Source organism: Brevibacillus sp. NPDC003359, assembly GCF_042878995.1.
Classification (GTDB): domain Bacteria; phylum Bacillota; class Bacilli; order Brevibacillales; family Brevibacillaceae; genus Brevibacillus.
Genome location: NZ_JBIAOR010000001.1, coordinates 1,931,931 through 1,951,923 on the forward strand (window position 1 = coordinate 1,931,931; position 19,993 = coordinate 1,951,923).

Here is a 19,993-nt window from a genome sequence, read left to right on the forward strand (position 1 = left end):
GATGATGGCTGCGGTTATTGTTGCCCTGGCCCCCCAATAATGTGACCATCCTCTAAATAGAGCGATCATTGTCTTAAAACAGATTGCCCAAGTATAGTCCCAACATTAATCTTGGACTTCATGGACACTCCTTAATTATTCAAGGAGTGTCTTTTTTATTTATCAAATCGTGTGTTGTGTTACCCATTTGGAAGTAACAGCTTCACCATCCTTACTCTCTACAAAACTAAATATCTATTAATGTACTTTACTAAAAACCGTTTATTAGTTACCATATATTGTAAATAAAACCACATTATCAGGAGGTACTAACAATGCAAAAACAAGATTTGTTTGATTTAGATGTACAGGTTAAATTCGCAAATCAAGTACAAGATGGCTTTCCACTTTCTGAGTATGGTTGTACTAGTGGATGCCCAACTTTTTGGCAATGCCCAACTTTTTCCTACAACGGCTATTGCTAAAAAAATTATAAGTTTTTAAAATATAAACTCACTGGCGACAGTGGGTTATTGTTTTGTCTTAAGTAGGTAATTGAGCCCATTCTCCTCAATTACCGATGTGTTAAGCACGTGCCTCAATCGCTTCAATCGTCTTTTTGGCTACTTCACAAATGACTCCTGAATCGATCGCGCATATGAGTGGTGATACATGAGATTCGAACGTAAACCTGATGTATGCATCTGAATCGTGCTTGAATCTATCAACAATCATCCAAGCATCGGCAATGTTTTGGAGTGGGTTCCAAAGAGAAGAATCAAACAAGTTTCCATTTTCACCATGCCAAAATTCTGTTTTCCCGTACCGTTTCCACCCCATCACCTTCGTTGCCAAAGTTAGAACGATCTGCTGCTCGGTCATACAATCCCCACCGCCTCGCATTCGCCTTCGCACTCATCGTCGCTGAGCTTGTCCAACACTCGTTCTGGATAGCCGTTTTTACGAAGCAATTTCCGATACTCTGAATCATCCGAGCTGACAGACAGTTGACATGCATTCGCTCTGGGAAGTATTTCTTCGCATCTTCCAACGCTTGCTCGGGCGTTTCCGCTGGCAAGGTAATGACCTGTTCAACAGTTCCTGATTGACCTTTTATCTTGTATACTGTCATGGCTATTTGCCTCCCTAACTAATATGTTAATTTGATCAACTGACAACGGAACGGTACCAATAAATGTTGGTACTTTCTTGTTTTTATTAAATAGCATTTAATACTTGTAAATGGTGAATGAGGTGAGTTTTTATGAGAAAAACCATCCTATTTTTAACCATATCGCTAGTTCCATTTACATATCTGGGGATGCTTATGGACTGGCAGACTAAGACCATCTACGGTTATTTTCTCGTACTTTCCTTTGTCACAATTCTTGCGTTTCTCCAACGTTCCTTATTCACCTTACTAGTCTCAAATCTACTTTCAACTATTTGGAGCTATTGGCTAGCTTCAGCTAAACTACTTGATTATCAATATTTCTTTAAGCCATTTAGCGTCAATGGACTCGTAATTATTTCCGCTGTCTTATGGCTTGTTCCTCAAATACTAGCCTTCTGTTTTAACGATAAATCTCGAAGACGAAAGTAATTTTCCTCCTTACACAGTTTGTAAAGCGATCAACTTAGCGATATGGTAATCGTGAATTCTGGGTTAATTCCTCTTGCTGTCCGGTAATGTCGTTCATCATCAGCCACAATGCTTGTTGGTTTGGCATTCCGGTACAAGCTCGGGTAGCGATCAACTTTGCTCTTCGGTATCAACTGCCACACCTTGATATCATTCATGCAGCTATCAAGGTCTTTGCATTCCCAGTAACCCCAATCGTGGTATTTTTGTTCAAGCCAGCTGGTCAATCCAGAGTCGCAAAGAAAAATGTACGCATCTTCCGGATTGTCTTCGCAATAAACGTAAAAGTATTCACCGAAAGGACTGTTCTGCTTTTCTATTTCAACCTTCAGCTCCCACCAATTTGCTACGGGTCCACCGCCAAAATCAATTCTGTACTCACTCATACCACGTTCCTCCTTATCTCCCTGAGCATTTTGTTAAATCACAGTCCGAAAATATTCAGAAAATTAGTATTTATATATTTTTCTGTATATGTTAAGCTTTAATTATTGGTAATAATTAACTTTTTTGGAGGTGAATAACTATGCTGAAGCGATTTCTTCAAGCGTTAGGATCAAAGCAACCATATTCCACTTGCATGCCTCCTTGGTGCATTGAGACAATGAACGGATGCTTCTGCCCGTGGGGTCATAATTAATTCCACAGCGACTGTCTCAAAAGCCCTAATGTGGCTGAGGGATGGTCGTTTTTCTATTTATCTGCTCACATCCTATTAGATATCAGCTCTGACCATTTAACAAAATTGAGAGTTTGTAACTACAAACTAAAGCCACTTACTGCATCATCAATCAAATCTTGAGTTATACCGATATAGCGCAGCGTGATCGACGGGTGTGAGTGATTGAAAATCATCTGGAGTGTCGCTATGTCCTTTGTTCGCTGGTAGATTAAGATGGAAAGATGTCAATTTAGACACTGGGGTTCTCTCTATTACACAGACTCTTAGCCATGATGGAAAAGAAATGCAGGTTGGTGCAAAAACCGATTCAGGTAATAGAACTGTAGCTATCGATGCGGAGACGATCAAAGAACTTCCTAAGCTCGCGAAGAGAAGCAAGGCGGAAAGAATTGGAACACTACTTACTCCAAGAAATCTAATGCGTACCTTTTATCGCTTAATTGAAAAAGCAGACGTGAAAAAGATTCGTTTCCACGATCTACGCCACACTCACGTTACGATGCTCCTCAAAGCAAATGTTAATCCTAAAATTGTTGCCGAACGTATGGGATGATCTGATATCAAGATGATTGACCGTTACGCACACGTTCTACCTAACATACAGAAGGATACAGCAGATGCATTCGGAAAAGTGTTCTTTCAAAACAAAGAAGCAAAGTAGAACATCATTCGCTCCAAATTCGCGCCAACTACGCTATTTCGCACCAAAACCATATCTAACTTCATTTTGCAAAATAAGAAAAACCCCTTGTCTACCAAGGGGTTCTAGCGTTTGAATTATGGTGATCCGGACTGGGTTCGAACCAGCGACCCCCACCCTGTCAAGATGGTGCTCTCCCAACTGAGCTACCGGATCATGGGATATGTGTGTGATCGTTTAAATGGTGGGCCCTGTAGGACTCGAACCTACGACCAATCGGTTATGAGCCGACCGCTCTGACCAACTGAGCTAAGGGCCCGAATCGTATCGGACGTCGATCACATTTATTACTATACAGCATCATAAAATGGATTTCAAGAGGAAATGAACAATTTCTTGTAAAAATTTTCACTCATACCAAAAGAATACTAAGAAACCCAGTGAAATCAGGCTTGTTTTTACCTTGTAAAAAGTCTAGACCATCTCATTTCAGCTATGTGTCGATGCTAAACTCCCAACAAAAAAGCCATTCCCCACCGCTGCTGTCCACATTCCCCTACAAAAACCTTGGGAATAGCATACATGCTGGCATGATCGCATCCCATCATCCATGACTGCATCAAGTATATGAACTACATCGGTGAAGAATTGGCTCCTGCCGTTTAAGACGACCCCATATAGGTTAAAACAAACAAGATAATTAGGTAACGATCGAAACAAACTCTCTCATCCCAAACCTAACCTACCCCGCCTGCTCTTTCTCTTTCCCTTTCTCCTCGACACGCAACTCGGCTTCCTGTAGCTTCAACGCCTCACTTCGTGCCAACTCTGCCTCCTGCTCATCTCTCATCCGATGTGCCATCCGGCTAGACGCATTAGCTGCCACACTCGCAACAAGGTCGTCTAAGAATGTATGCACACGACCCTCTCCCGACTTGGTATCCAGCCTTTTAATCACCCCGACCTTGTGCTTATCCAAATGTCCAAAGGTAGTCACCGCGATACTTCCATATCCAAATACGGAACCTAGCGCCAATGTTTCGTCGCATCCAAACAGTCCTTCATCTGATGCGATGATGGATTGGAGCGGCTCAGACAAGAGGCCTTTCTCTGCTAACGTATCCAACTCAACGCCAACCAGGATGGCGTGCTGCATTTCTCTTTTTTCCAAGACCGCTTTTACGCTCTCGATGCACTGCGCCATCTTGAGATCTGGATGGTATGGTGACTGCATGAGATACACGATCTCTGCGATATCATCCAACGTCACTCCGCGTTCTGCCAAACGTGCGAGAGCAGCGTTTCTGACTTCGATGCTGTGTACTTGCTTCTTCATCTAAGAGACAACCCCTTCCACAAATCGAGTGAAGTCGTTTCCTACCATAGTATCACAAGCTGACCAAATTGCGACAATCTTTCGCCCACAGCCTGACCGTTGCACCCAAACTCTTGGGCATGCCCGCTCGCTCCTGTATAATAATGAACAGAATATCCTAATAAGGAGGACACCGCAGTGGCCCTTGAGGAAATCATCTTGGAAAGCCGGCATTTGGGGACGCCGGAAAAGCTGATTGTCTACACACCCCAACGCTACTCGCCACTCTACTCGTATCCAGTTCTCTACGTACAGGATGGAGAAGATTACTTGGCGATGGGCAGGATGGCTTCTTTGCTGGATCAATTGAATCGCGATAAAGAATTGCCTGATATCATCGCGATCTTTCTCCCTGTCGAGAAAAACAAACGGCACGACCGTTATCATCCGGATGGCAAGGAGCATATGGCCTACCGTCGCTTTCTCGCCGATGAAGTCGTGAGCTATGTCGATACACATTACTCCACCCATCCTTTGGGGAACGCACGAACACTCCTTGGCGAATCTTTGGGCGGAGTCGTCTCTCTGTTCACTGCGCTGGCCTATCCACATACGTTTGGACAAGTTGCCTGCCAGTCGAGTGCCATGGACAACAAGTTAAATAGTCTGGTAGCTGATGCTGACTTTTCCGTACCGCAAACCTTCTATTTGGAAATCGGGACGGAGGAAGCGGCCGTAAGCACGGGCCGCGGTACATTGAATCTTCTTGCGGCCAATGAAGAGTTGCGCGAGATTTTAAGCACGAAAAAAGCCACCCTCGTTTATGAAACGTTTGAGGGTGACCATACGTGGGGCCACTGGCAGCGTAATCTACCGCGTATGCTAAAGACGCTTTACGGGTAAACTTACCGTGGCTGTTCTTCTTGTGGACCTTCATCCTTGATAGTCGATACGAGTGCCTCTTCGAATTCTCCTTTTCGTATCGCAGTCAAGATGGTGAAGGTCAGCACAGACAATAGAAGCAGAACGAGAAAAATGAATGTGATCATCATTGCCGTATACATGCAGTGCGGCACCTCCTTGCACTACACAGTCTTTCCTTTGGCACAAGGAATATACAGACCCACGCTTAACATTACACAAATGAAGAATTTTCTGTTAAAATAAGATCTTGTAGAGCATGATAGATAGTAAGGAGGAGTGGTTCTGATGATGTACAGTATCGTAATATTCCCATCTAGCAAGGTGCAAGAAGTAGCCAACTCTTACCGGAAACGTTATGACCCAGGCTATGCTTTGGTTCCTCCGTATATCCGTTTGAAGGAAGCCTTTGAGCTGGACGAAGCCAAGCTGCCTGAACTGGTGGGCCATCTAGAGCAGGTTGCCTCCTCTACCGACAGCTTTTCGGCTCAGTTCCATCGGGTATCTTCTTTCCACCCTACCACCAACGTGATCTATTTGGCTGTGCAAAACAAAGAACCATTTAACGAGCTGCATCAAAAGATTGCCAATCAGTGTGTGAATGAAAAAGAAACCTATGCATACGTACCGCATCTGACCATCGGGCGCGACCTGTCCGACGATGAGCTGCGGGATGTAACCGGCCAACTGAGCATGGCAAAAATCGATTTGAACAGCGAAATTGATCGCTTCCACTTGGTTTATCAGCTCGAGGATGGTATCTGGAGCGTTTACCAGACCTTCCTCCTCAAAAAATAAAAACCCTTACCTCAATCACCAACCCTCCCTGCGTATCTATCGTAGGGAGGGATATTTTCTAACAAAGGACGAATACCAATGAACCTGCAAACCTACCAGATCCAAAAAGCAACCACTGAACAAGAATTGGCGGATGCCCTGTCCGTACGCCGAGTCGTTTTCATCGAGGAACAGGAAGTACCAGAAGACCTGGAAATAGATGAGCATGATACATTGAATAGCGGTACGATTCATTTTGTAACCTACCGCGAAGGAAAGCCAGTGGGGGCAAGCCGTCTCCGTACCTACGCACCTGGCGTGGGAAAAATTGAACGGGTAGCGGTTGCCAAAACAGAACGCGGTACCGGACTGGGCCGCCAAATCATGCTCGCGATAGAAGAGCTGGCCAAACAACACGGGTATGATAGCCTGAAGCTGAACGCGCAGACGCAAGCCCAACGATTTTATGAAAAGCTCGGTTATCAAGCATTTGGCGACTTATTTGACGATGCGGGTATCGAGCATATTGCGATGGTTAAATCCATTCGCGAATAAAAAAAGCTGCGTGCAGCCCTATTCCCTCAGTCGGAAAAACACCCTCGTTTTCGCTATGATCATCATGCGAAGCGAGGGTGTTTTTCATTTCAACAAAAAAATTAAATCACCAGCGGTTTTCGAATTGCCTCAATCACGCGCTCAAAAGAATCAGCACCGTAGCCCTCTGCTACTTTTTTCACCGCCTATTCGTGCACTGGCAATAACCAATCAACGGAGATTCCCTGCTCCTTGCTGGCATGGATGATGTGTTCAAGCCCTAACTTGTTCGTATTCATATTGGACACATCAGTCGTGAAGTTTCCTTCATCACGTGCACGTGCCGCAACAGGGTATGACAGTAGAGGGGCAACCAAGTGATTCATCCAGTTGGTTGCATATGGGAGGAACTCCGTCGCCGTTATGTTTGCGGTACCAGATCACAGTAGACATGAACAAGGAGTGCTTCTTGACACATCACATCCGGTGGAATAACATGGAATCAGAAACATACGATACCGTATCTTTTGAGGTGAACCATGCAATACGTACGTGAAGATTGGATTCGGGCAGGGCTCGATATGTTGGCTGAAGCAGGCATTGACGCAGTCCGTGTGGAACCTCTGTCCAGAAAACTGAAGATCAGCAAGGGGAGCTTTTATCATCACTTTCAAGATCGTCAAACGCTACTGGACTCTATGATCGATTATTGGGAGGAGCATGCGACGGAGCGGATCATTCGGGCGCCACACTCGGACACCATGTCGTTGGAACAGCTGTTGTCGAGCGTTTTTAGCAGTGAGCGAAAAATCGAAGCCGCTATATACAACTGGGCGAAACAACATCCTGCTCTTTCCAAACGACTCGTGGAAATCGAGAAACGCAGAATCGGCTTCGTCGCCTCATTGTATGAGAAAAAAGGATTGGCTCCCGCTGATGCAAAGGCACGTGCACAGCTTGCGTACCTCTTCTATATTGGATGGCTCGTGCGAAGAGAACTAGAAGGGCCTTTTGATATGTCCGCGCCCTTGCATCATTTTATGACCTGGAGTTGATACCCCTCCTGCCTGACAAACTACCTGCGCAGGAATTTTTTCACCCAAAACATACCGATGCGTATCTTTTTAAATATCCTGACGAATCAGTAGGGAGGTTTTCCCATGACGCATGTTTTCTCCATCTCATCTGCTGTCTTCTTAGCCATCGTATCCTTGCTACATGTTTATTGGGCCTTCGGAGGAAAATGGGGCACGGATTCCGTCATTCCCACAACAGCCGATCATACACGTCGGACATTTTCACCTCGGAGAAGCGGTACGATCGCTGTTGCCTGCTTGCTATTTTGTGCCTTTTACATTTTGCTCGTCCAGAGCGGTTATCTCTCGCCCATAATAGCCCCTTCTTTGATTCGATGGGGATGCATGCTCTGTGCAGCTGTGTTTATCCTACGAGCAGTGGGAGACTTCAACTACATTGGCTTTTTTAAAAAAGTGAAAAATACGAGGTTTGCCCGTCAAGATACGGTATTGTTTAGCCCTCTATGCTTGTGGTTAGGAATATCATTTCTGCTGGCATTGTTTTAAGTTCACAAAAACCCTCTTCCCATAAAAGAGAAGAGGGTCGCTTACTTTACGTATAAATGAATTACGCCTTCCGCTTTGCCGCAATCGCACGTAGCTGTTCAACTGCATCCATCGTTGCGGTATAAGAGCCGAGCATCGCATGAAACGGCTCCTCTCCACGCCAGCCATGAAAATCAGAACCGCCCGTTTCAACAAGTCCGTATTGTGCTGCCCACTTGCTGTACCGCATTTTTTGTACCTCATCGTTATCCGGGTGATTGACTTCAATCCCGTCCAATCCGAATACGATCAACTCCTGCACGAGCTCATCATCGTCATACAGCCCCGGATGAGCGAGCACCGCCACTCCGCCTGCCTCTTTGATCAGCGTGATTGCTTCCTGTGGAGTAATGCGTGGAGGATTGACATAAGCCGCTCCCCCTTTGCCCAAGTACTTATCGAAGGCCTCTGCAATCGTAGAAACGATGCCCAGCTCCATCAGTTCTTCAGCAATATGCGGTCGCCCGATATTTTTATCCGTGCCCTGCTTGCGGCGGTATACTTTTTCCAATGAAATGTCGATACCGAGCTCCTGCAGCCGTGCTATCAGCAGTTGGTTACGCTCATGCCTTTTCTCTCGCAAACGGAATAGACGCTCTTCAAAAGCTGGGTTATCATACGGGACAAAGTAGCCCAGAACGTGAATATCCTGCCCCTTCCCTACGGAGCTCACTTCGACTCCCGGAATGATTTCCACGCCGAGTGCGCGAGCAGCCTCGATTGCTTCTGGAATCCCTGCTACCGTGTCGTGATCCGTGATTGCCAGTGCAGCAAGTCCGGCCTCCTTGGCCAAACGTACGTTTTCCGCTGGCTCGCAGGTGCCGTCTGACGCTTTTGTATGTGTATGCAAATCTGCCATAAGTTGCATCCTCTTCCACTCCTTCTTTTCTTTTTCTACAAGTCTGAAATGATATTGCCGTACATAGTATGAGACTAAGCTCAATTTCTCAATGGTTGAACCGAGGAGGATGTCCATGCGGTTAAAAAACAAGACCCTTACTGGTGTTGTTCAGCCCCTCTCCTATGTTGACAAAATGCTGCGGCAACAAGGCTTTCATCGATCAGGCGGGGACAGTATGCCTACGTACGATGTCGTCATGTACGATTCCGCTAGCAGCAGCGCGTATTTTTTGCGCATCCCTACAAACTACACCACCACGACAACCGGAAAAGGGGAACTGAATGTCAAACTGGGTCATCCGTATTTGGAAGCAAAGTTCTACATGAACACCTCATCCGAAGAAGTTTTTTTCATTCCCAAGGCCGTCCGCGAAGCTGCCGAGCATAAGCTAGCAGAAATCGCCGATTACCTTTCTGCTCCCTCCGCTCCAACCTAAACGATTCTCCACAACCACCGATTACGTTCAAACCGGTAAGCCACCCTCTTTGTTTTCTGAAGCCCGACCAGGTACCCCATAAAGGCCGTCCGAAACAGGACGTAGCTCGAAGCATTCTCTATGAAAATGTGTAAACGCTCACATAGGAGAGTGAATGCTTCTTCTGGTGTTCTCTCCTCTACTAAAATGGCTTCGATCACCGAGATAATCCGCTCATGCCAAGCAATATTTTTGTTCACGGCATCTTGAGAGGTGGTGGTATATGCTCCGTGTCCAGGCAAGTATCCCTTGTAGTTGGTTGCAAGCAATTTATGAAGACTGAGTAGGGTCTCATGGGCATCCACAAGAAACGGCAGCTTGTGCTTTTCCAAAACCTCTTCGCCTAAATAACTGTCGGCAGCGAAGCAAATCTCGTCACAGACGACGCCAACCTGTTGCCAGCTATGCCCCGGCAGAGAAAGGATAAAGAATAGTACGCCATCTATCTCGATTCCTTCATCCAGTGGAAGGAGGTGGTCCACCCGAGAAGGCTGCGCCAGCAAAAACTTGTTGTTGAGATCCTCAAGCGGTGCTGCACCCATATTCAAGTAAATGGGTTCAAGTATGGGGTTCCGAATGATCGCCTCTTCCAGCGGTGGCGCATAGACCTTTGCTTCGGGCCAGCATCCGAGCAAGTAGGCGTTGCCACCGAAATGGTCGGCATGAGAGTGTGTTTGAATGATTGCACACAAGGGCTGGGCGATAGCGTCCAGTCCTTTTTTGATTTTTTTGGCGTTTTGGGTATCCAGACCAGAATCAATCAGGATCGCCCCACGCTCACCAATGACGAGGCCTATGTTAACATGACCGGGAAAATAGCCGACACGCTCCGTTATCATCTGAAATGCTTGTCCAGACAAAGAAGTCCCTCATTTCATCCTTTTCCTATTTATTTTCTCCAAAATATCGTCTTCCCCTTCCCCGTTCCGGCGCGAAATAAGCGGGCCAATGATCGTATACGGTGGCAAAGGTCGTCCGAGTCCACTGAACATATGCGTAGTCGCCGCAACTGCGACGATTGTCAGCAAAGAAAAAATCATTCTTTCCATCCCGATCGTCTGAATGGAGCATAGTACGATCACCCCATCGATGAGAAAAATCAGCATAGCAACGCGCAGCTTGTATCGTCTGGCGAGAAATTGCGCGAGCAGGTCTGTGCCTCCCGTATTCGTCTCGTAGGCAAGCATCAAGCCGATCCCCATTCCAATTAACACGCCTCCAGTAACTGCGGAAATGGATGTTGACCACATATTCCAACCCCGCATATCCGAGAGAATGTCGATAAAAAAAGCAGAGATCAGCATGCCGTGAAAGCTGTGAAAAAACAATCTGCGATCATAATAAAAGACGATGACATACACAGGGATACTAACCAAAATCATCACGAGACCCGGCGGCATCTGCATGTAATACGTCGCCAACAAACCGATCCCGATCATACCCCCGTCCATCAGGCGGTGCGGAACCAAAAACAGATTGACTCCTACACCTAGAAGCACGCTTCCTGTAAGAATCGCTACACTTTTTTGCAGCCAGTACACGTCGCTCCCCTCCTTGGACCATGCTCGTTTATGTTTATGATCGGAACGAAGCAGGTATGTCCAAGCATTGCGTCAGAATGCGCTCGTTCAAATCGGAACGTTTTGACTGTTCGGCTGACCTATTGGTATACTTACGAGTAACAAGAAAACCTGTAGCATGGCTCATAAATGGTGTATCAGCTGCAGGCTTTAGATCGAATATTTATCCGTTTTTGGTCGTACATGTAAAATACCATTATCGTATCGGAGGTGAATTCTCCACCTTTCGCACTGCGGGAGGCGGAGGTGTGCTTGGAGAGTCCGATAGGGGAGATTACGCTGAATCTGCTGCTCGTGATATTTTTGGTTCTTCTGAACGGCTTCTTCGTCGCAGCAGAATTCTCGTTGGTAAAAGTTCGCCAAACTCGTCTGACCCAGCTCGTCAGTGAAGGCAATAACAAAAGGGCCCGCTACGCGCAAAAAGTCACCCGAGAACTCGACGCCTATCTGTCCGCCTGCCAGCTCGGGATTACACTGGCTTCGCTCGGGTTAGGCTGGGTCGGTGAACCTGCCGTCGCCCATTACGTCGCGCCCGTCATGGCATTTTTTCATTTCCCGTCTTATTTGGTCGGTCCGATTTCACTTACGATCGCCTTTGCTATCATCACATTTCTACACATCGTTTTCGGAGAGCTTGCGCCCAAGTCTTTGGCGATCCAAAAAGCGGAGGCCACTTCCCTATGGACTGCCGCACCGCTCATGTTTTTTTACAAGCTGAGCTATCCACTCATCTGGTTTTTAAACGGAGCAGCCAATTTACTGATCAGACGCCTTGGAATCCAGCCTGCCACCGAAAACGAATCCGCTCATACGGAAGAAGAAATCCGCCTTCTAATGAACCAGAGTCATAAAGTTGGTCATATAGACCAGACTGAGATGGCTCTCGTCGACAATGTCTTCGTGTTCTCCGAACGTCTTGCCCGGGAAATCATGATTCCACGGATTGATATGATTTGCCTCTACGATGACAACACGTTTGACGAAAACCTCGAGATCATGAGAGAGTCTCGCCATTCACGTTTTCCCGTCGCCCATGAGGATAAGGACAGGCTGATTGGCTTTGTGCATACCTCAGATTTTTACCTCTCTGCGTTGACGACAGGGAAGGCAGAATTACATGATTTTCTCCGCCCATTATTGACGGTGCCGGAGTCAATGGAAATTAGCCACGTCTTGCGCTTAATGCAAAAACGCCGTTCCCAGCTCGCCATCGTCATTGACGAATACGGAGGTACAGCAGGGTTGTTAACGATGGAGGACATTTTGGAGGAAATCGTCGGTGATATTCAGGATGAGTTCGATGAAAATGAGCGCCCTGAAATTGAAGAAAGCTCCAGCAATACGCTCTCGGTTTCCGGCAAAACTCTCTTGACAGAACTGAATGATTACATATCGATTGAAGTCGTTTCTGACGAAGTCGACACCATTGCCGGATGGGTCTACAGCCAGTTAAATGAAGAGGTGGCGAAGGGCAAAACCGTCACGTTCCAAGGCTATCTTTTTGCCATCAGTGAACTGGAAAACCATCGCATAACACGGGTGAGCATCACGTATCTGGGAGCGGAAGATTTGTCCGCTCTTCCTGAGGACATCGTGTCGCTGCACTCCTAATCGAATCCAACAACCATAATGGCAAGTGTCCCCTGCCGACAGGGGGCACTTCTTATTTCCGAGGTGTCATGATGAACTACGCTTTACTAGACAACAAACCCATCCTGTTGCTACCAGAGAACTACAACCGCATACCGTTTTGGCGAATGGCTGCCCGACAGGACAAGGTACGCTGTCCAGTCTGTGCATCGGCGCTTCGTCTTCATGCTGGCATCAGCTTTGAACCGCACTTCTTCCATCCCGAAGGAGCAGAATGCCCGCTTCTGACGGAAAATGGTCCTGCTCCTCTCGATTCGTTGCAAGCAATAGATGAAACGGCTGCAACTGCCTTTCAAGCTGTCTTGGCTACTACGGTCGAAAAGGATCACAGCGAGGATAACACCAAGGAACCACTCGCTTTCTCAACCAAAGAGCACATTGAGGCATCCTTAGACGACGAAAATACAACGTCCATCGGCTCCTTTCGCCTTCCAAAAAAAAGAACGATTGGCACGAGCACGACGCCTCCCCCGCCAGCTCCGAAGCCACCGGTTTTCCGCAAACGCTTGATGCCGAAGAAGACTATCTCTCATATGGCTGAGCAAATGCGTGATCAACCGCTACACCCGGGACAACAGCAAGCGGTGCACGCTACCGAGGGGCCTTTTCTCATCCTTGCCGGAGCCGGAAGTGGCAAGACGCGCGTCATGACTGCACGCACGACTCACTTGATCTCAGAGTTGGGCGTAAAGCCGAATCAAATCATGGTCGTGACCTTTACGACCAAAGCCGCCGATGAAATCCGTCAGCGCATTGCCCGGCAGCTACCCGCTGGACAAGCACGTGAGCTGATTGCCGGCACGTTCCATAGCATCTTTTACCGAATGCTCATGCATCACCAGCCAGATCGCTGGGATCAGCAGCGCCTCTTGAAAAAGGATTGGCAAAAATGGCGCTTGATGCGCGAGACCGGGGCACTGCTTGGTCATGACGACCTTGCCGCGTTAAAGGAAACAGAGATCGCGGAAGCACTCGGCATCGTCAGCCGTTGGAAAAACGAATACATCCTCCCCCATGAGGTTGCGTATCGGGAAGCAAGTAACGATGCAGAAAAACGGGCGATTCAGCTTTATCCACTGTATGAGGCCACGAAGAAAAAGCATCATTGGTTTGACTTTGACGACATGCTCATTGGCTGCTACGAAATGCTACGTGATGATCCAGGGCTTCTGCGCCGTTATCAGGACCGTATTACCTATGTGATGGTCGATGAGTTTCAGGATATCAATCGCATTCAGTATGAGACGGTCAAGCTGCTAGCCGCTCCACAAAACAACTTGTGTGTCATCGGGGATGACGACCAGTCCATTTACGGCTTTCGCGGCAGTGATCCGCAGTACATCTTGGGCTTCACCAAAGACTTTCCGCAAGCGTCAACGTTTACACTCGAGGTCAACTACCGTTCCCACTCCTCGATTGTCAGTCTTGGCTACTCGCTAATCGGTCACAACCGGGAGCGTTGGGCAAAGGAATGTCGGTCTTTTCATCGCGAGGAAGGCGACACATATTTATTCGAGCCGGAAGACGAAGAAGAACAGGCTTCCCGGATCGTCGATGAAATTAGCCACCGTCGCGAGCAAGGGGCCATTTTGGGTGAATGCGCGATCTTGTACCGCACCAATGAATCTGCACGCCCCATTTTGGAGCGCCTGAGCGAAGCAGGGATTCCTTTTCACTACACCCAAGAGGAGGATTCCTTTTACCAACGCCAGACGGTTCGCTGGACGCTGAATTATTTGCGGCTCGCATTAAACCCGGATGACACCGATGCGCTTAAAGAAATATTGTCGACCCTCTACATCTCGGCCGAAATGTGGAATGCCTTGCGTAGCCAAGCCATCATCGAGGACAAGCCGATTCTGCACGTTCTTCCGCATCTGACACAGCTCAAACCGTATCAGCGCAAGCACATGCAGCAAATCAACGAGATTCTCACTGCGTGCAAGGATGTTCCACCTGCCCAGGCACTGGAGCTCATCTATGAGGATGGCAAACTGCGCGACTATCTAAAAAAACGCGCGAAAGACCGGGAAGATGGCCGGGAACGTTGGAGCGATGAGCTGCAGCAAATACTGGCAGCTTCCAAGCGCCACGCGACGATCAATGATTTTTTGGCTTATATCGATCAAATGGCGCGACAAGAAAAAGAGTGGCGCACGATGCGACCACTCCCGGACGAAGCTGTTCATATTTTAAGCATCCATCGGGCAAAAGGTCTCGAATACGACCACGTCTTCTTGCCCGATCTGGTAGAAGGTGCCCTTCCTCATGAGTACACATTGGATGAGCTGCGAAAAGGCGGCTCCGGTGCGCTTGAAGAAGAACGCCGTCTTTTATACGTCGCGATTACCCGGGCCCGTCACAGCTTGTGTATCGGTATCCCCCGAGAGCGATTCGGACGAAAGACCCGCACCTCCCGCTTCATTGCCGAGATGGGCAGGTAAGTACTGAAAACCACCGCCCATATAAATCAAAAATTCTTCCATGTTCGTAATCAGTGGAAACATAAAAAACAGGCCCCCTTTCACGCATTTTGGGTATAGTATGCGAGAAAACGGGGCCTGTTATTCTTTTTCGGTAAATTGGCTTCTGGTTAGCCGCCCACAATGCTGTAGCCAGCATCGACGTGCAGAATTTCACCCGTGATTCCTCGGGAGAGATTGCTGAACAAGAAGAGAGCGGTATCGCCTACTTCTGATTGGTCAATCGTGCGGCGCAATGGCGCTTTTTCCTCAATTTCCTTCAGCACGGAGTTGAAATTGCGGATTCCTTTTGCAGCAAGCGTACGAATTGGACCAGCGGAGATCGCATTGATACGAATGTTCTCTTTGCCCAAGTCGTTTGCCAAGTAACGGACAGATGCATCAAGCGCAGCTTTGGCTACACCCATTACGTTGTAGTTTTGAATGACGCGCTCACCGCCAAGGTAAGTCAAGGTTACGATGCTTCCGCCCTCGGTCATCAACGGACGAGCAGCACGAGCAACTGCAACCAGGGAGAATGCGCTAATGTCTTGTGCCAACGCGTATCCTTCGCGGGATGTGTTGACATACTCGCCTTCGAGTTCTTCGGTTTTCGCAAACGCGATGCAATGCGCCAGTCCGTGAATAACGCCCACTTTTTCTTTGATCACAGCAAAAGCCGCTTCTACATCCTCATCCTTCGTAACATCGCAATTCACCAACAGCGACTCTACTCCCATTTTTTCTGTGAGTGCCGCCACGTTTTCACGCAGACGCTCCCCTTGGTACGTAAAAATCAGATTCGCTCCAGCATTATGTAAGGATTGCGCAATTCCCCAGGCAATGCTGCGGTGGTTTGCTACGCCCATGATGACGATGTTCTTTCCTTGCAACAATGTATTCATTATGTATCTGCCCCTTCCCAACTTATTCCCCTGCATTATAACCGATCTTGTCCATGGATACGAGGGGATAAACGAGAGGGGTTGTATAAAAACATTTAATCAGTACTTCCGGCCTGATCGGTCAGCGCAGATAGAACTTCAGAGGAAGCCCACGATTCCTGCATTGGATTCAACGAAGTCCCCATGACCGGGAATTCAGTCAGTGACTGCAAGAGATCGTCTGTATGCATTTGCTCTTGATTGTTCATACTGTCAGTCCACACTCCCTTCCTCCAGTCTAGACTGGGTAGGAAGGGGACATTTTATGCATGCAAGTGGTTCGCGTGCAAAAACGCAGACAAAATAAGATACACGGCCATAGCACCCACAAAATAAACCCCGTACTGTGCCTTTTTGGTTTGTCCGATATAAGGGACGAGATGACTGGCGGATACATACAAAAAAATACCGGTCGTCATGGCCAACATAATGCCAGACCAATTCGCTGGAAATATTTTCTCGGCAAAACCAAAGCTAAAGGCTCCTGCAATCGTCGCGATTCCGAGGGATGTCGCCCCCCAAAATGCTTTCTTTCTTGAATTGGTTGCTGCGAGCAGAAGAGAGGCAATGGTCACACCATCCGGAATTTTGTGCAGCAGCATAGCCACCAGGACCGATACCCCTACTTCTGAATCCATCCGCAGGCTAGCAACTAATGAAACCCCTTCAACAAATGCATGCAATAAAAAACCCGTCATGACCCCAATGATTCCCGTGGAGCCAAACTCTCCGCTAGACTTGCTGATTAATTCCAGAGCAAAAATCGTCACAAAGCCAACGAGCACAAATGGCATCAACCACAAGCTTTTGTCAGAAAAGACATGTGGCATCAAATCTAGCAGCGTAATCGCCAGCAGCAGCCCAGCCCCTGCACTGATCATCGCAAACAACGCCTCGGATGACCAGGCACGCAGACATAACAGCAGTCCCCCTATACTGCTCGCCAAGGCAGCAGTCAAAAGGACAATCCAGAAAACAGATTGCATCATCCGGTCCTCTCCTCACCCAACGAGCAAAGACATGGTTACTTCTTCCATATGTACGCGCCTGTCCCGGTCATTATGAGCAGACAACCATATTTGACAAAATACGACGATCTGTCCGAATCGGACGAAAGATCACTAGTTTTTAGAACCTTTGTCGATTCTCTCTTACCCGGAAATTTTTGGTGCTATAATGAGTCCACCGGGAATACCGAGAGGAAAAAAAGGAGTGATTCTGGATGGATGTACAAGTTTGGATGGCTTCAAAAGAGGTAGCTGATCGCCTTGATGTGCATGTTCGTACACTGCGTAACTGGCTGGACTTGTTCGTACCTGCACAGGAACGTCTGAAAAATCCGCAGGGTCACTATTTGATCAGCGAAGCAGGCTTTGAACTACTCAAAGAAGTGAAAGAAAGAAAAGACAACGGCAGCAGCTCGTTAAAAGATATTCAGCGCCAACTGATAGATGAAGGACGCCTGTCCGAGGAAATGCTCATGGAAGAAGAACTCACAGGAGCGGAAGAAACCGCCGTTACGATCAGCACCACGAACAAGCTGGGAGCAGGCATGCGCGAAGTGGAATTGACGGTTCACGAGACACTCGTCCAATTTCAACAGGAGCTAACACAGCTCTCCTCTATGAACCATATGCAATCGACCATCCTACAAAAGATTGCGGATATTGAAGAGATGCAAGAGTCCCTTCGCTTGGAAATGCGTCGTGTTACTTTTGAACTGGATCTTATGCAGCAGCGCTTGACACGTCGCAAAGAGCGCTATGCCCGCTACGAGCCTCGCTGGTCACTCAACCCTTTCCGTTGGTTTACACGTTCAGATCGGGCAGCCGAGCAATAATCGTGATTTTTTATACGGAAAAAAATGACAATTAAGAGAAGTACTTCAACAGCGGTAGTCTCCCCATGTTCTACTGTGATAAAATGGTACTACATGAACTGACTGAAAATCAGGACTATTTACATTCCATTTAAAAAGGACTGGGGCTTTCGTTGTGAGAAAATTGCATATTACTTCGGTAAAGCCGGGCGATGTCATCGCCAAGAGCGTGTTTCAGGAAAATGGAAACGTTCTATTGGGGATCGGGGTACAACTAACCCCCCGTTACATCGAACGGCTTGTTCAATTGGGAATTGATACCCTTTACATTCAAGACAAGCACACAGAAGATATCATGCCGGAAGATGTAATCCGCGATGAGACACGTAAAGAAGCCGTGGATGCCGTATACAAAACGATGACCACCCTCATGGATCAGCCGCAGATCAAACGCCGTACGTCCGTCCCTGATTTCGGGAGCAGTTTTCAAAAGGTTTTTCGGGAAATCTTTCAAGATTTGAGTAGTCGAAAAGACATCTTGGTCAACCTGTCCAGTCTTCACGTGTTAGATGGTTACCTTTTTCACCACGCTGTCAACGTCGCCATTCTGTCTGGTGTGGTAGGGATGGCCAAAGGCTACAACCAGCTGCAGATGATGGAGTTGGGCATTGGTGCGCTTTTGTTCGACATCGGCATGACGCAGGTTCCTAAGGAGCTATGGACCATGCCTATCGAGTTAAGCACAGAAGAACGACAACGTGTCCAATACCATACCGAAGAAGGCTTCAATATTTTGCGGAATCAACATAATATCTCGGTCGTCTCCGCACACTGTGCGCTGCAGCACCACGAGAGATACAACGGAACAGGGTATCCCCGTCAGCTCTGTGAGAAAAACATTCACGAGTATGCACGTATCGTCGCAATCGCCGATGTTTACGATGCATTAGTTTCCCCGCGTCCATTTCGGAAAAGCTACTCGCCGAGTGATGCTACCGAGTACTTGTTTGCCACGGGAAACACCTATTTCGACCTCGACCTACTCAAGCTATTCCTGCAACACGTCGCCATTTATCCCATCGCTTCAACTGTATTGCTGAGTACAGGGCATACTGGGGTCGTTTCCAAAGTGAATCCATTGGCAGTAAATCGGCCAACGATCCGTATTCTTACCAATGAAGATGGATCTGAAGTAGCCACCACATATGAAATCGATCTCTACGATAAAGAATGGATGAGCGTGACGATCGTCAAAACCTTATAAGCCTAAGACAAAGCTGAGATACCTTATTCATCTCAGTTTTTTCATGCGTGGGTATGAGTTGTTTTCGTACGTTGCAAATATCCGGCTACTAATACGAGAGCGACTAACCCAATTTTTATCGCTAATTCGACCCACATCCTGCCTACGATCCACTCATGCATCGCATCTTCCATCAGAATCATATTCGCCGCTGTCACAGCCAAGACACCAGAACCAACATAAACAAGCCATTCAAAGCGTTCCATTGCTCTTAGAATGAGCTGGCTGCCAAAAATCATGAGAGGCACACTGATCAAAAGGCCCAGCACGATGAGGACGACATCCCCTTTCGCTGCCCCCGCAATGGCGAGTACGTTGTCCAGTCCCATCATCACATCTGCCACGACAATCGTCTTGACCGCTTGAACCAAGTCTTCACTCGAGTTGAACGCTTCCTCTCGCTCGTCCTCGCGTAGCAGGTTGTAGCTGATCCATAGCAGAATAATCCCGCCGATCATGTACAGAAACGGGATTTTCAGCAAATAAACGGCAAGAATCGTAGCAATCACGCGTACGATGATAGCAAGAAAGGTCCCCCACAAAATGGCACGTTTTCGTTGTTCGAAAGGAAGCTTCCGACAAGCGATGGCAATGACCACGGCATTATCTCCACTTAATACGAGGTTAATGGTGATAATGAGTAGTAGCGAAGAAAAAAAGGCAGATTCAAACAAAGGATACACCCTCCTGAACTTTTTGAGCCCTACTCGCACCCTTGTACGGTGCCCCCGATTTTTTGTATGATGG

25 protein-coding genes, 2 tRNA genes and 1 pseudogene are annotated in these 19,993 nt (G+C 47.5%); 12 read left to right on the forward strand and 16 right to left on the reverse strand.

Annotated elements, in window-relative coordinates:
• Positions 1-314 precede the first annotated feature (314 nt).
• Complete coding sequence (locus ACFYU8_RS08815) at positions 315-464, forward strand: hypothetical protein (RefSeq protein ID WP_390293915.1); 150 nt, start codon at positions 315-317, stop codon at positions 462-464.
• A gap of 100 nt (positions 465-564) precedes the next feature.
• On the opposite strand, the gene ACFYU8_RS08820 is transcribed toward ACFYU8_RS08815, so the two are convergent.
• From ACFYU8_RS08820 to ACFYU8_RS08835, 4 genes and pseudogenes are all read right to left on the reverse strand, one after another.
• On the reverse strand, positions 565-861 hold the full coding sequence (locus tag ACFYU8_RS08820) for a BC1872 family protein (protein ID WP_391365647.1): 297 nt from the start codon (positions 859-861) through the stop codon (positions 565-567).
• Positions 776-1,111: a hypothetical protein gene (locus ACFYU8_RS08825; protein WP_390293911.1), complete on the reverse strand. Its 336-nt coding sequence runs from the start codon at positions 1,109-1,111 to the stop codon at positions 776-778. Before ACFYU8_RS08825 ends, ACFYU8_RS08820 begins: the two co-directional genes overlap by 86 nt.
• A 500-nt stretch (positions 1,112-1,611) precedes the next feature.
• Positions 1,612-2,007 carry a hypothetical protein gene (locus ACFYU8_RS08830; protein ID WP_390293909.1) on the reverse strand — a complete coding sequence of 132 codons (396 nt, stop codon included), beginning with the start codon at positions 2,005-2,007 and terminating at the stop codon, positions 1,612-1,614.
• A gap of 373 nt (positions 2,008-2,380) precedes the next feature.
• Positions 2,381-2,509, reverse strand: a pseudogene (locus ACFYU8_RS08835) (site-specific integrase); the annotation flags it as partial.
• Between ACFYU8_RS08835 and ACFYU8_RS08840 the strand changes: the two are divergent.
• A complete protein-coding gene (locus tag ACFYU8_RS08840) occupies positions 2,482-2,856 on the forward strand; it encodes a site-specific integrase (protein WP_390293907.1) in 375 nt (124 codons plus the stop codon). The pseudogene ACFYU8_RS08835 and the gene ACFYU8_RS08840 sit on opposite strands and share 28 nt — an antisense overlap.
• A 227-nt stretch (positions 2,857-3,083) precedes the next feature.
• Here ACFYU8_RS08840 and ACFYU8_RS08845 read toward each other — a convergent pair.
• The 3 genes from ACFYU8_RS08845 to ACFYU8_RS08855 all read right to left on the reverse strand — a co-directional run bounded on the left by ACFYU8_RS08845 (position 3,084) and on the right by ACFYU8_RS08855 (position 4,279).
• Positions 3,084-3,159, reverse strand: a tRNA-Val gene (locus tag ACFYU8_RS08845).
• A 26-nt stretch (positions 3,160-3,185) separates the two neighbouring features.
• Positions 3,186-3,262 (reverse strand) — tRNA-Ile (locus ACFYU8_RS08850).
• 423 nt (positions 3,263-3,685) lie between these two features.
• On the reverse strand, positions 3,686-4,279 hold the full coding sequence (locus ACFYU8_RS08855; protein ID WP_390293905.1) for a phosphatidylglycerophosphatase A family protein: 594 nt from the start codon (positions 4,277-4,279) through the stop codon (positions 3,686-3,688).
• A gap of 177 nt (positions 4,280-4,456) precedes the next feature.
• Between ACFYU8_RS08855 and ACFYU8_RS08860 the strand changes: the two genes are divergently transcribed.
• The gene (locus ACFYU8_RS08860) at positions 4,457-5,161 is read left to right on the forward strand and encodes an alpha/beta hydrolase (RefSeq protein ID WP_390293903.1); all 705 of its coding nucleotides are present in this window, start codon (positions 4,457-4,459) and stop codon (positions 5,159-5,161) included.
• A 2-nt stretch (positions 5,162-5,163) separates the two neighbouring features.
• On the opposite strand, the gene ACFYU8_RS08865 is transcribed toward ACFYU8_RS08860, so the two are convergent.
• Positions 5,164-5,322: a hypothetical protein gene (locus ACFYU8_RS08865; RefSeq protein ID WP_017250308.1), complete on the reverse strand. Its 159-nt coding sequence runs from the start codon at positions 5,320-5,322 to the stop codon at positions 5,164-5,166.
• Between the two features lie 145 nt (positions 5,323-5,467).
• On the opposite strand from ACFYU8_RS08865, the gene ACFYU8_RS08870 reads away from it, so the two are divergent.
• Positions 5,468-5,977: a YjcG family protein gene (locus ACFYU8_RS08870; RefSeq protein ID WP_327949680.1), complete on the forward strand. Its 510-nt coding sequence runs from the start codon at positions 5,468-5,470 to the stop codon at positions 5,975-5,977.
• A 78-nt stretch (positions 5,978-6,055) separates the two neighbouring features.
• Positions 6,056-6,511 (forward strand): GNAT family N-acetyltransferase, encoded by a 456-nt coding sequence (locus ACFYU8_RS08875; RefSeq protein ID WP_390293901.1) that lies wholly within the window; start codon positions 6,056-6,058, stop codon positions 6,509-6,511.
• A gap of 185 nt (positions 6,512-6,696) precedes the next feature.
• On the opposite strand, the gene ACFYU8_RS08880 is transcribed toward ACFYU8_RS08875, so the two are convergent.
• Positions 6,697-6,915: an imine reductase family protein gene (locus tag ACFYU8_RS08880; RefSeq protein WP_390297168.1), complete on the reverse strand. Its 219-nt coding sequence runs from the start codon at positions 6,913-6,915 to the stop codon at positions 6,697-6,699.
• 114 nt (positions 6,916-7,029) lie between these two features.
• On the opposite strand from ACFYU8_RS08880, the gene ACFYU8_RS08885 reads away from it, so the two are divergent.
• Both ACFYU8_RS08885 and ACFYU8_RS08890 read left to right on the forward strand, forming a co-directional pair.
• Entirely contained in the window at positions 7,030-7,545 is a 516-nt protein-coding gene (locus ACFYU8_RS08885; protein ID WP_390293899.1) for a TetR/AcrR family transcriptional regulator, read from the forward strand.
• Positions 7,546-7,650: 105 nt separating this feature from the next.
• Positions 7,651-8,073, forward strand: coding sequence for a DUF3995 domain-containing protein (locus ACFYU8_RS08890; RefSeq protein WP_390293897.1), 423 nt, complete (start codon positions 7,651-7,653; stop codon positions 8,071-8,073).
• A gap of 61 nt (positions 8,074-8,134) precedes the next feature.
• On the opposite strand, the gene ACFYU8_RS08895 is transcribed toward ACFYU8_RS08890, so the two are convergent.
• On the reverse strand, positions 8,135-8,980 hold the full coding sequence (locus ACFYU8_RS08895) for a PHP domain-containing protein (RefSeq protein ID WP_390293895.1): 846 nt from the start codon (positions 8,978-8,980) through the stop codon (positions 8,135-8,137).
• A gap of 106 nt (positions 8,981-9,086) precedes the next feature.
• Between ACFYU8_RS08895 and ACFYU8_RS08900 the strand changes: the two genes are divergently transcribed.
• On the forward strand, positions 9,087-9,449 hold the full coding sequence (locus ACFYU8_RS08900; protein ID WP_390293893.1) for a hypothetical protein: 363 nt from the start codon (positions 9,087-9,089) through the stop codon (positions 9,447-9,449).
• Here ACFYU8_RS08900 and ACFYU8_RS08905 read toward each other — a convergent pair.
• Both ACFYU8_RS08905 and ACFYU8_RS08910 read right to left on the reverse strand, forming a co-directional pair.
• Positions 9,446-10,348, reverse strand: coding sequence for an MBL fold metallo-hydrolase (locus ACFYU8_RS08905; protein ID WP_390293891.1), 903 nt, complete (start codon positions 10,346-10,348; stop codon positions 9,446-9,448). The two genes, ACFYU8_RS08900 and ACFYU8_RS08905, sit on opposite strands and share 4 nt — an antisense overlap.
• Positions 10,349-10,357: 9 nt before the next feature.
• Positions 10,358-11,029: a YitT family protein gene (locus ACFYU8_RS08910; RefSeq protein ID WP_390293889.1), complete on the reverse strand. Its 672-nt coding sequence runs from the start codon at positions 11,027-11,029 to the stop codon at positions 10,358-10,360.
• A 285-nt stretch (positions 11,030-11,314) separates the two neighbouring features.
• On the opposite strand from ACFYU8_RS08910, the gene ACFYU8_RS08915 reads away from it, so the two are divergent.
• Both ACFYU8_RS08915 and ACFYU8_RS08920 read left to right on the forward strand, forming a co-directional pair.
• Positions 11,315-12,679 carry a hemolysin family protein gene (locus ACFYU8_RS08915; protein WP_390293887.1) on the forward strand — a complete coding sequence of 455 codons (1,365 nt, stop codon included), beginning with the start codon at positions 11,315-11,317 and terminating at the stop codon, positions 12,677-12,679.
• 71 nt (positions 12,680-12,750) lie between these two features.
• Positions 12,751-15,162 carry a UvrD-helicase domain-containing protein gene (locus ACFYU8_RS08920; RefSeq protein ID WP_390297165.1) on the forward strand — a complete coding sequence of 804 codons (2,412 nt, stop codon included), beginning with the start codon at positions 12,751-12,753 and terminating at the stop codon, positions 15,160-15,162.
• 149 nt (positions 15,163-15,311) lie between these two features.
• On the opposite strand, the gene fabI is transcribed toward ACFYU8_RS08920, so the two are convergent.
• The 3 genes from fabI to ACFYU8_RS08935 all read right to left on the reverse strand — a co-directional run bounded on the left by fabI (position 15,312) and on the right by ACFYU8_RS08935 (position 17,113).
• Positions 15,312-16,085 carry an enoyl-ACP reductase FabI gene (fabI, locus tag ACFYU8_RS08925; RefSeq protein WP_390293885.1) on the reverse strand — a complete coding sequence of 258 codons (774 nt, stop codon included), beginning with the start codon at positions 16,083-16,085 and terminating at the stop codon, positions 15,312-15,314.
• Between the two features lie 95 nt (positions 16,086-16,180).
• Positions 16,181-16,348, reverse strand: coding sequence for a hypothetical protein (locus ACFYU8_RS08930; RefSeq protein ID WP_390293883.1), 168 nt, complete (start codon positions 16,346-16,348; stop codon positions 16,181-16,183).
• 39 nt (positions 16,349-16,387) lie between these two features.
• Positions 16,388-17,113 (reverse strand): ZIP family metal transporter, encoded by a 726-nt coding sequence (locus ACFYU8_RS08935; protein WP_390293881.1) that lies wholly within the window; start codon positions 17,111-17,113, stop codon positions 16,388-16,390.
• A gap of 233 nt (positions 17,114-17,346) precedes the next feature.
• Here ACFYU8_RS08935 and ACFYU8_RS08940 point away from each other — a divergent pair, with 233 nt between their 5' ends.
• Both ACFYU8_RS08940 and ACFYU8_RS08945 read left to right on the forward strand, forming a co-directional pair.
• The gene (locus tag ACFYU8_RS08940; protein ID WP_390293879.1) at positions 17,347-17,964 is read left to right on the forward strand and encodes a MerR family transcriptional regulator; all 618 of its coding nucleotides are present in this window, start codon (positions 17,347-17,349) and stop codon (positions 17,962-17,964) included.
• Between the two features lie 154 nt (positions 17,965-18,118).
• A complete protein-coding gene (locus tag ACFYU8_RS08945; protein WP_390293877.1) occupies positions 18,119-19,207 on the forward strand; it encodes an HD-GYP domain-containing protein in 1,089 nt (362 codons plus the stop codon).
• Positions 19,208-19,248: 41 nt separating this feature from the next.
• Here ACFYU8_RS08945 and ACFYU8_RS08950 read toward each other — a convergent pair whose 3' ends face one another.
• Positions 19,249-19,929 (reverse strand): TerC family protein, encoded by a 681-nt coding sequence (locus ACFYU8_RS08950; protein WP_390293875.1) that lies wholly within the window; start codon positions 19,927-19,929, stop codon positions 19,249-19,251.
• Between the last annotated feature and the right edge of the window lie 64 nt (positions 19,930-19,993).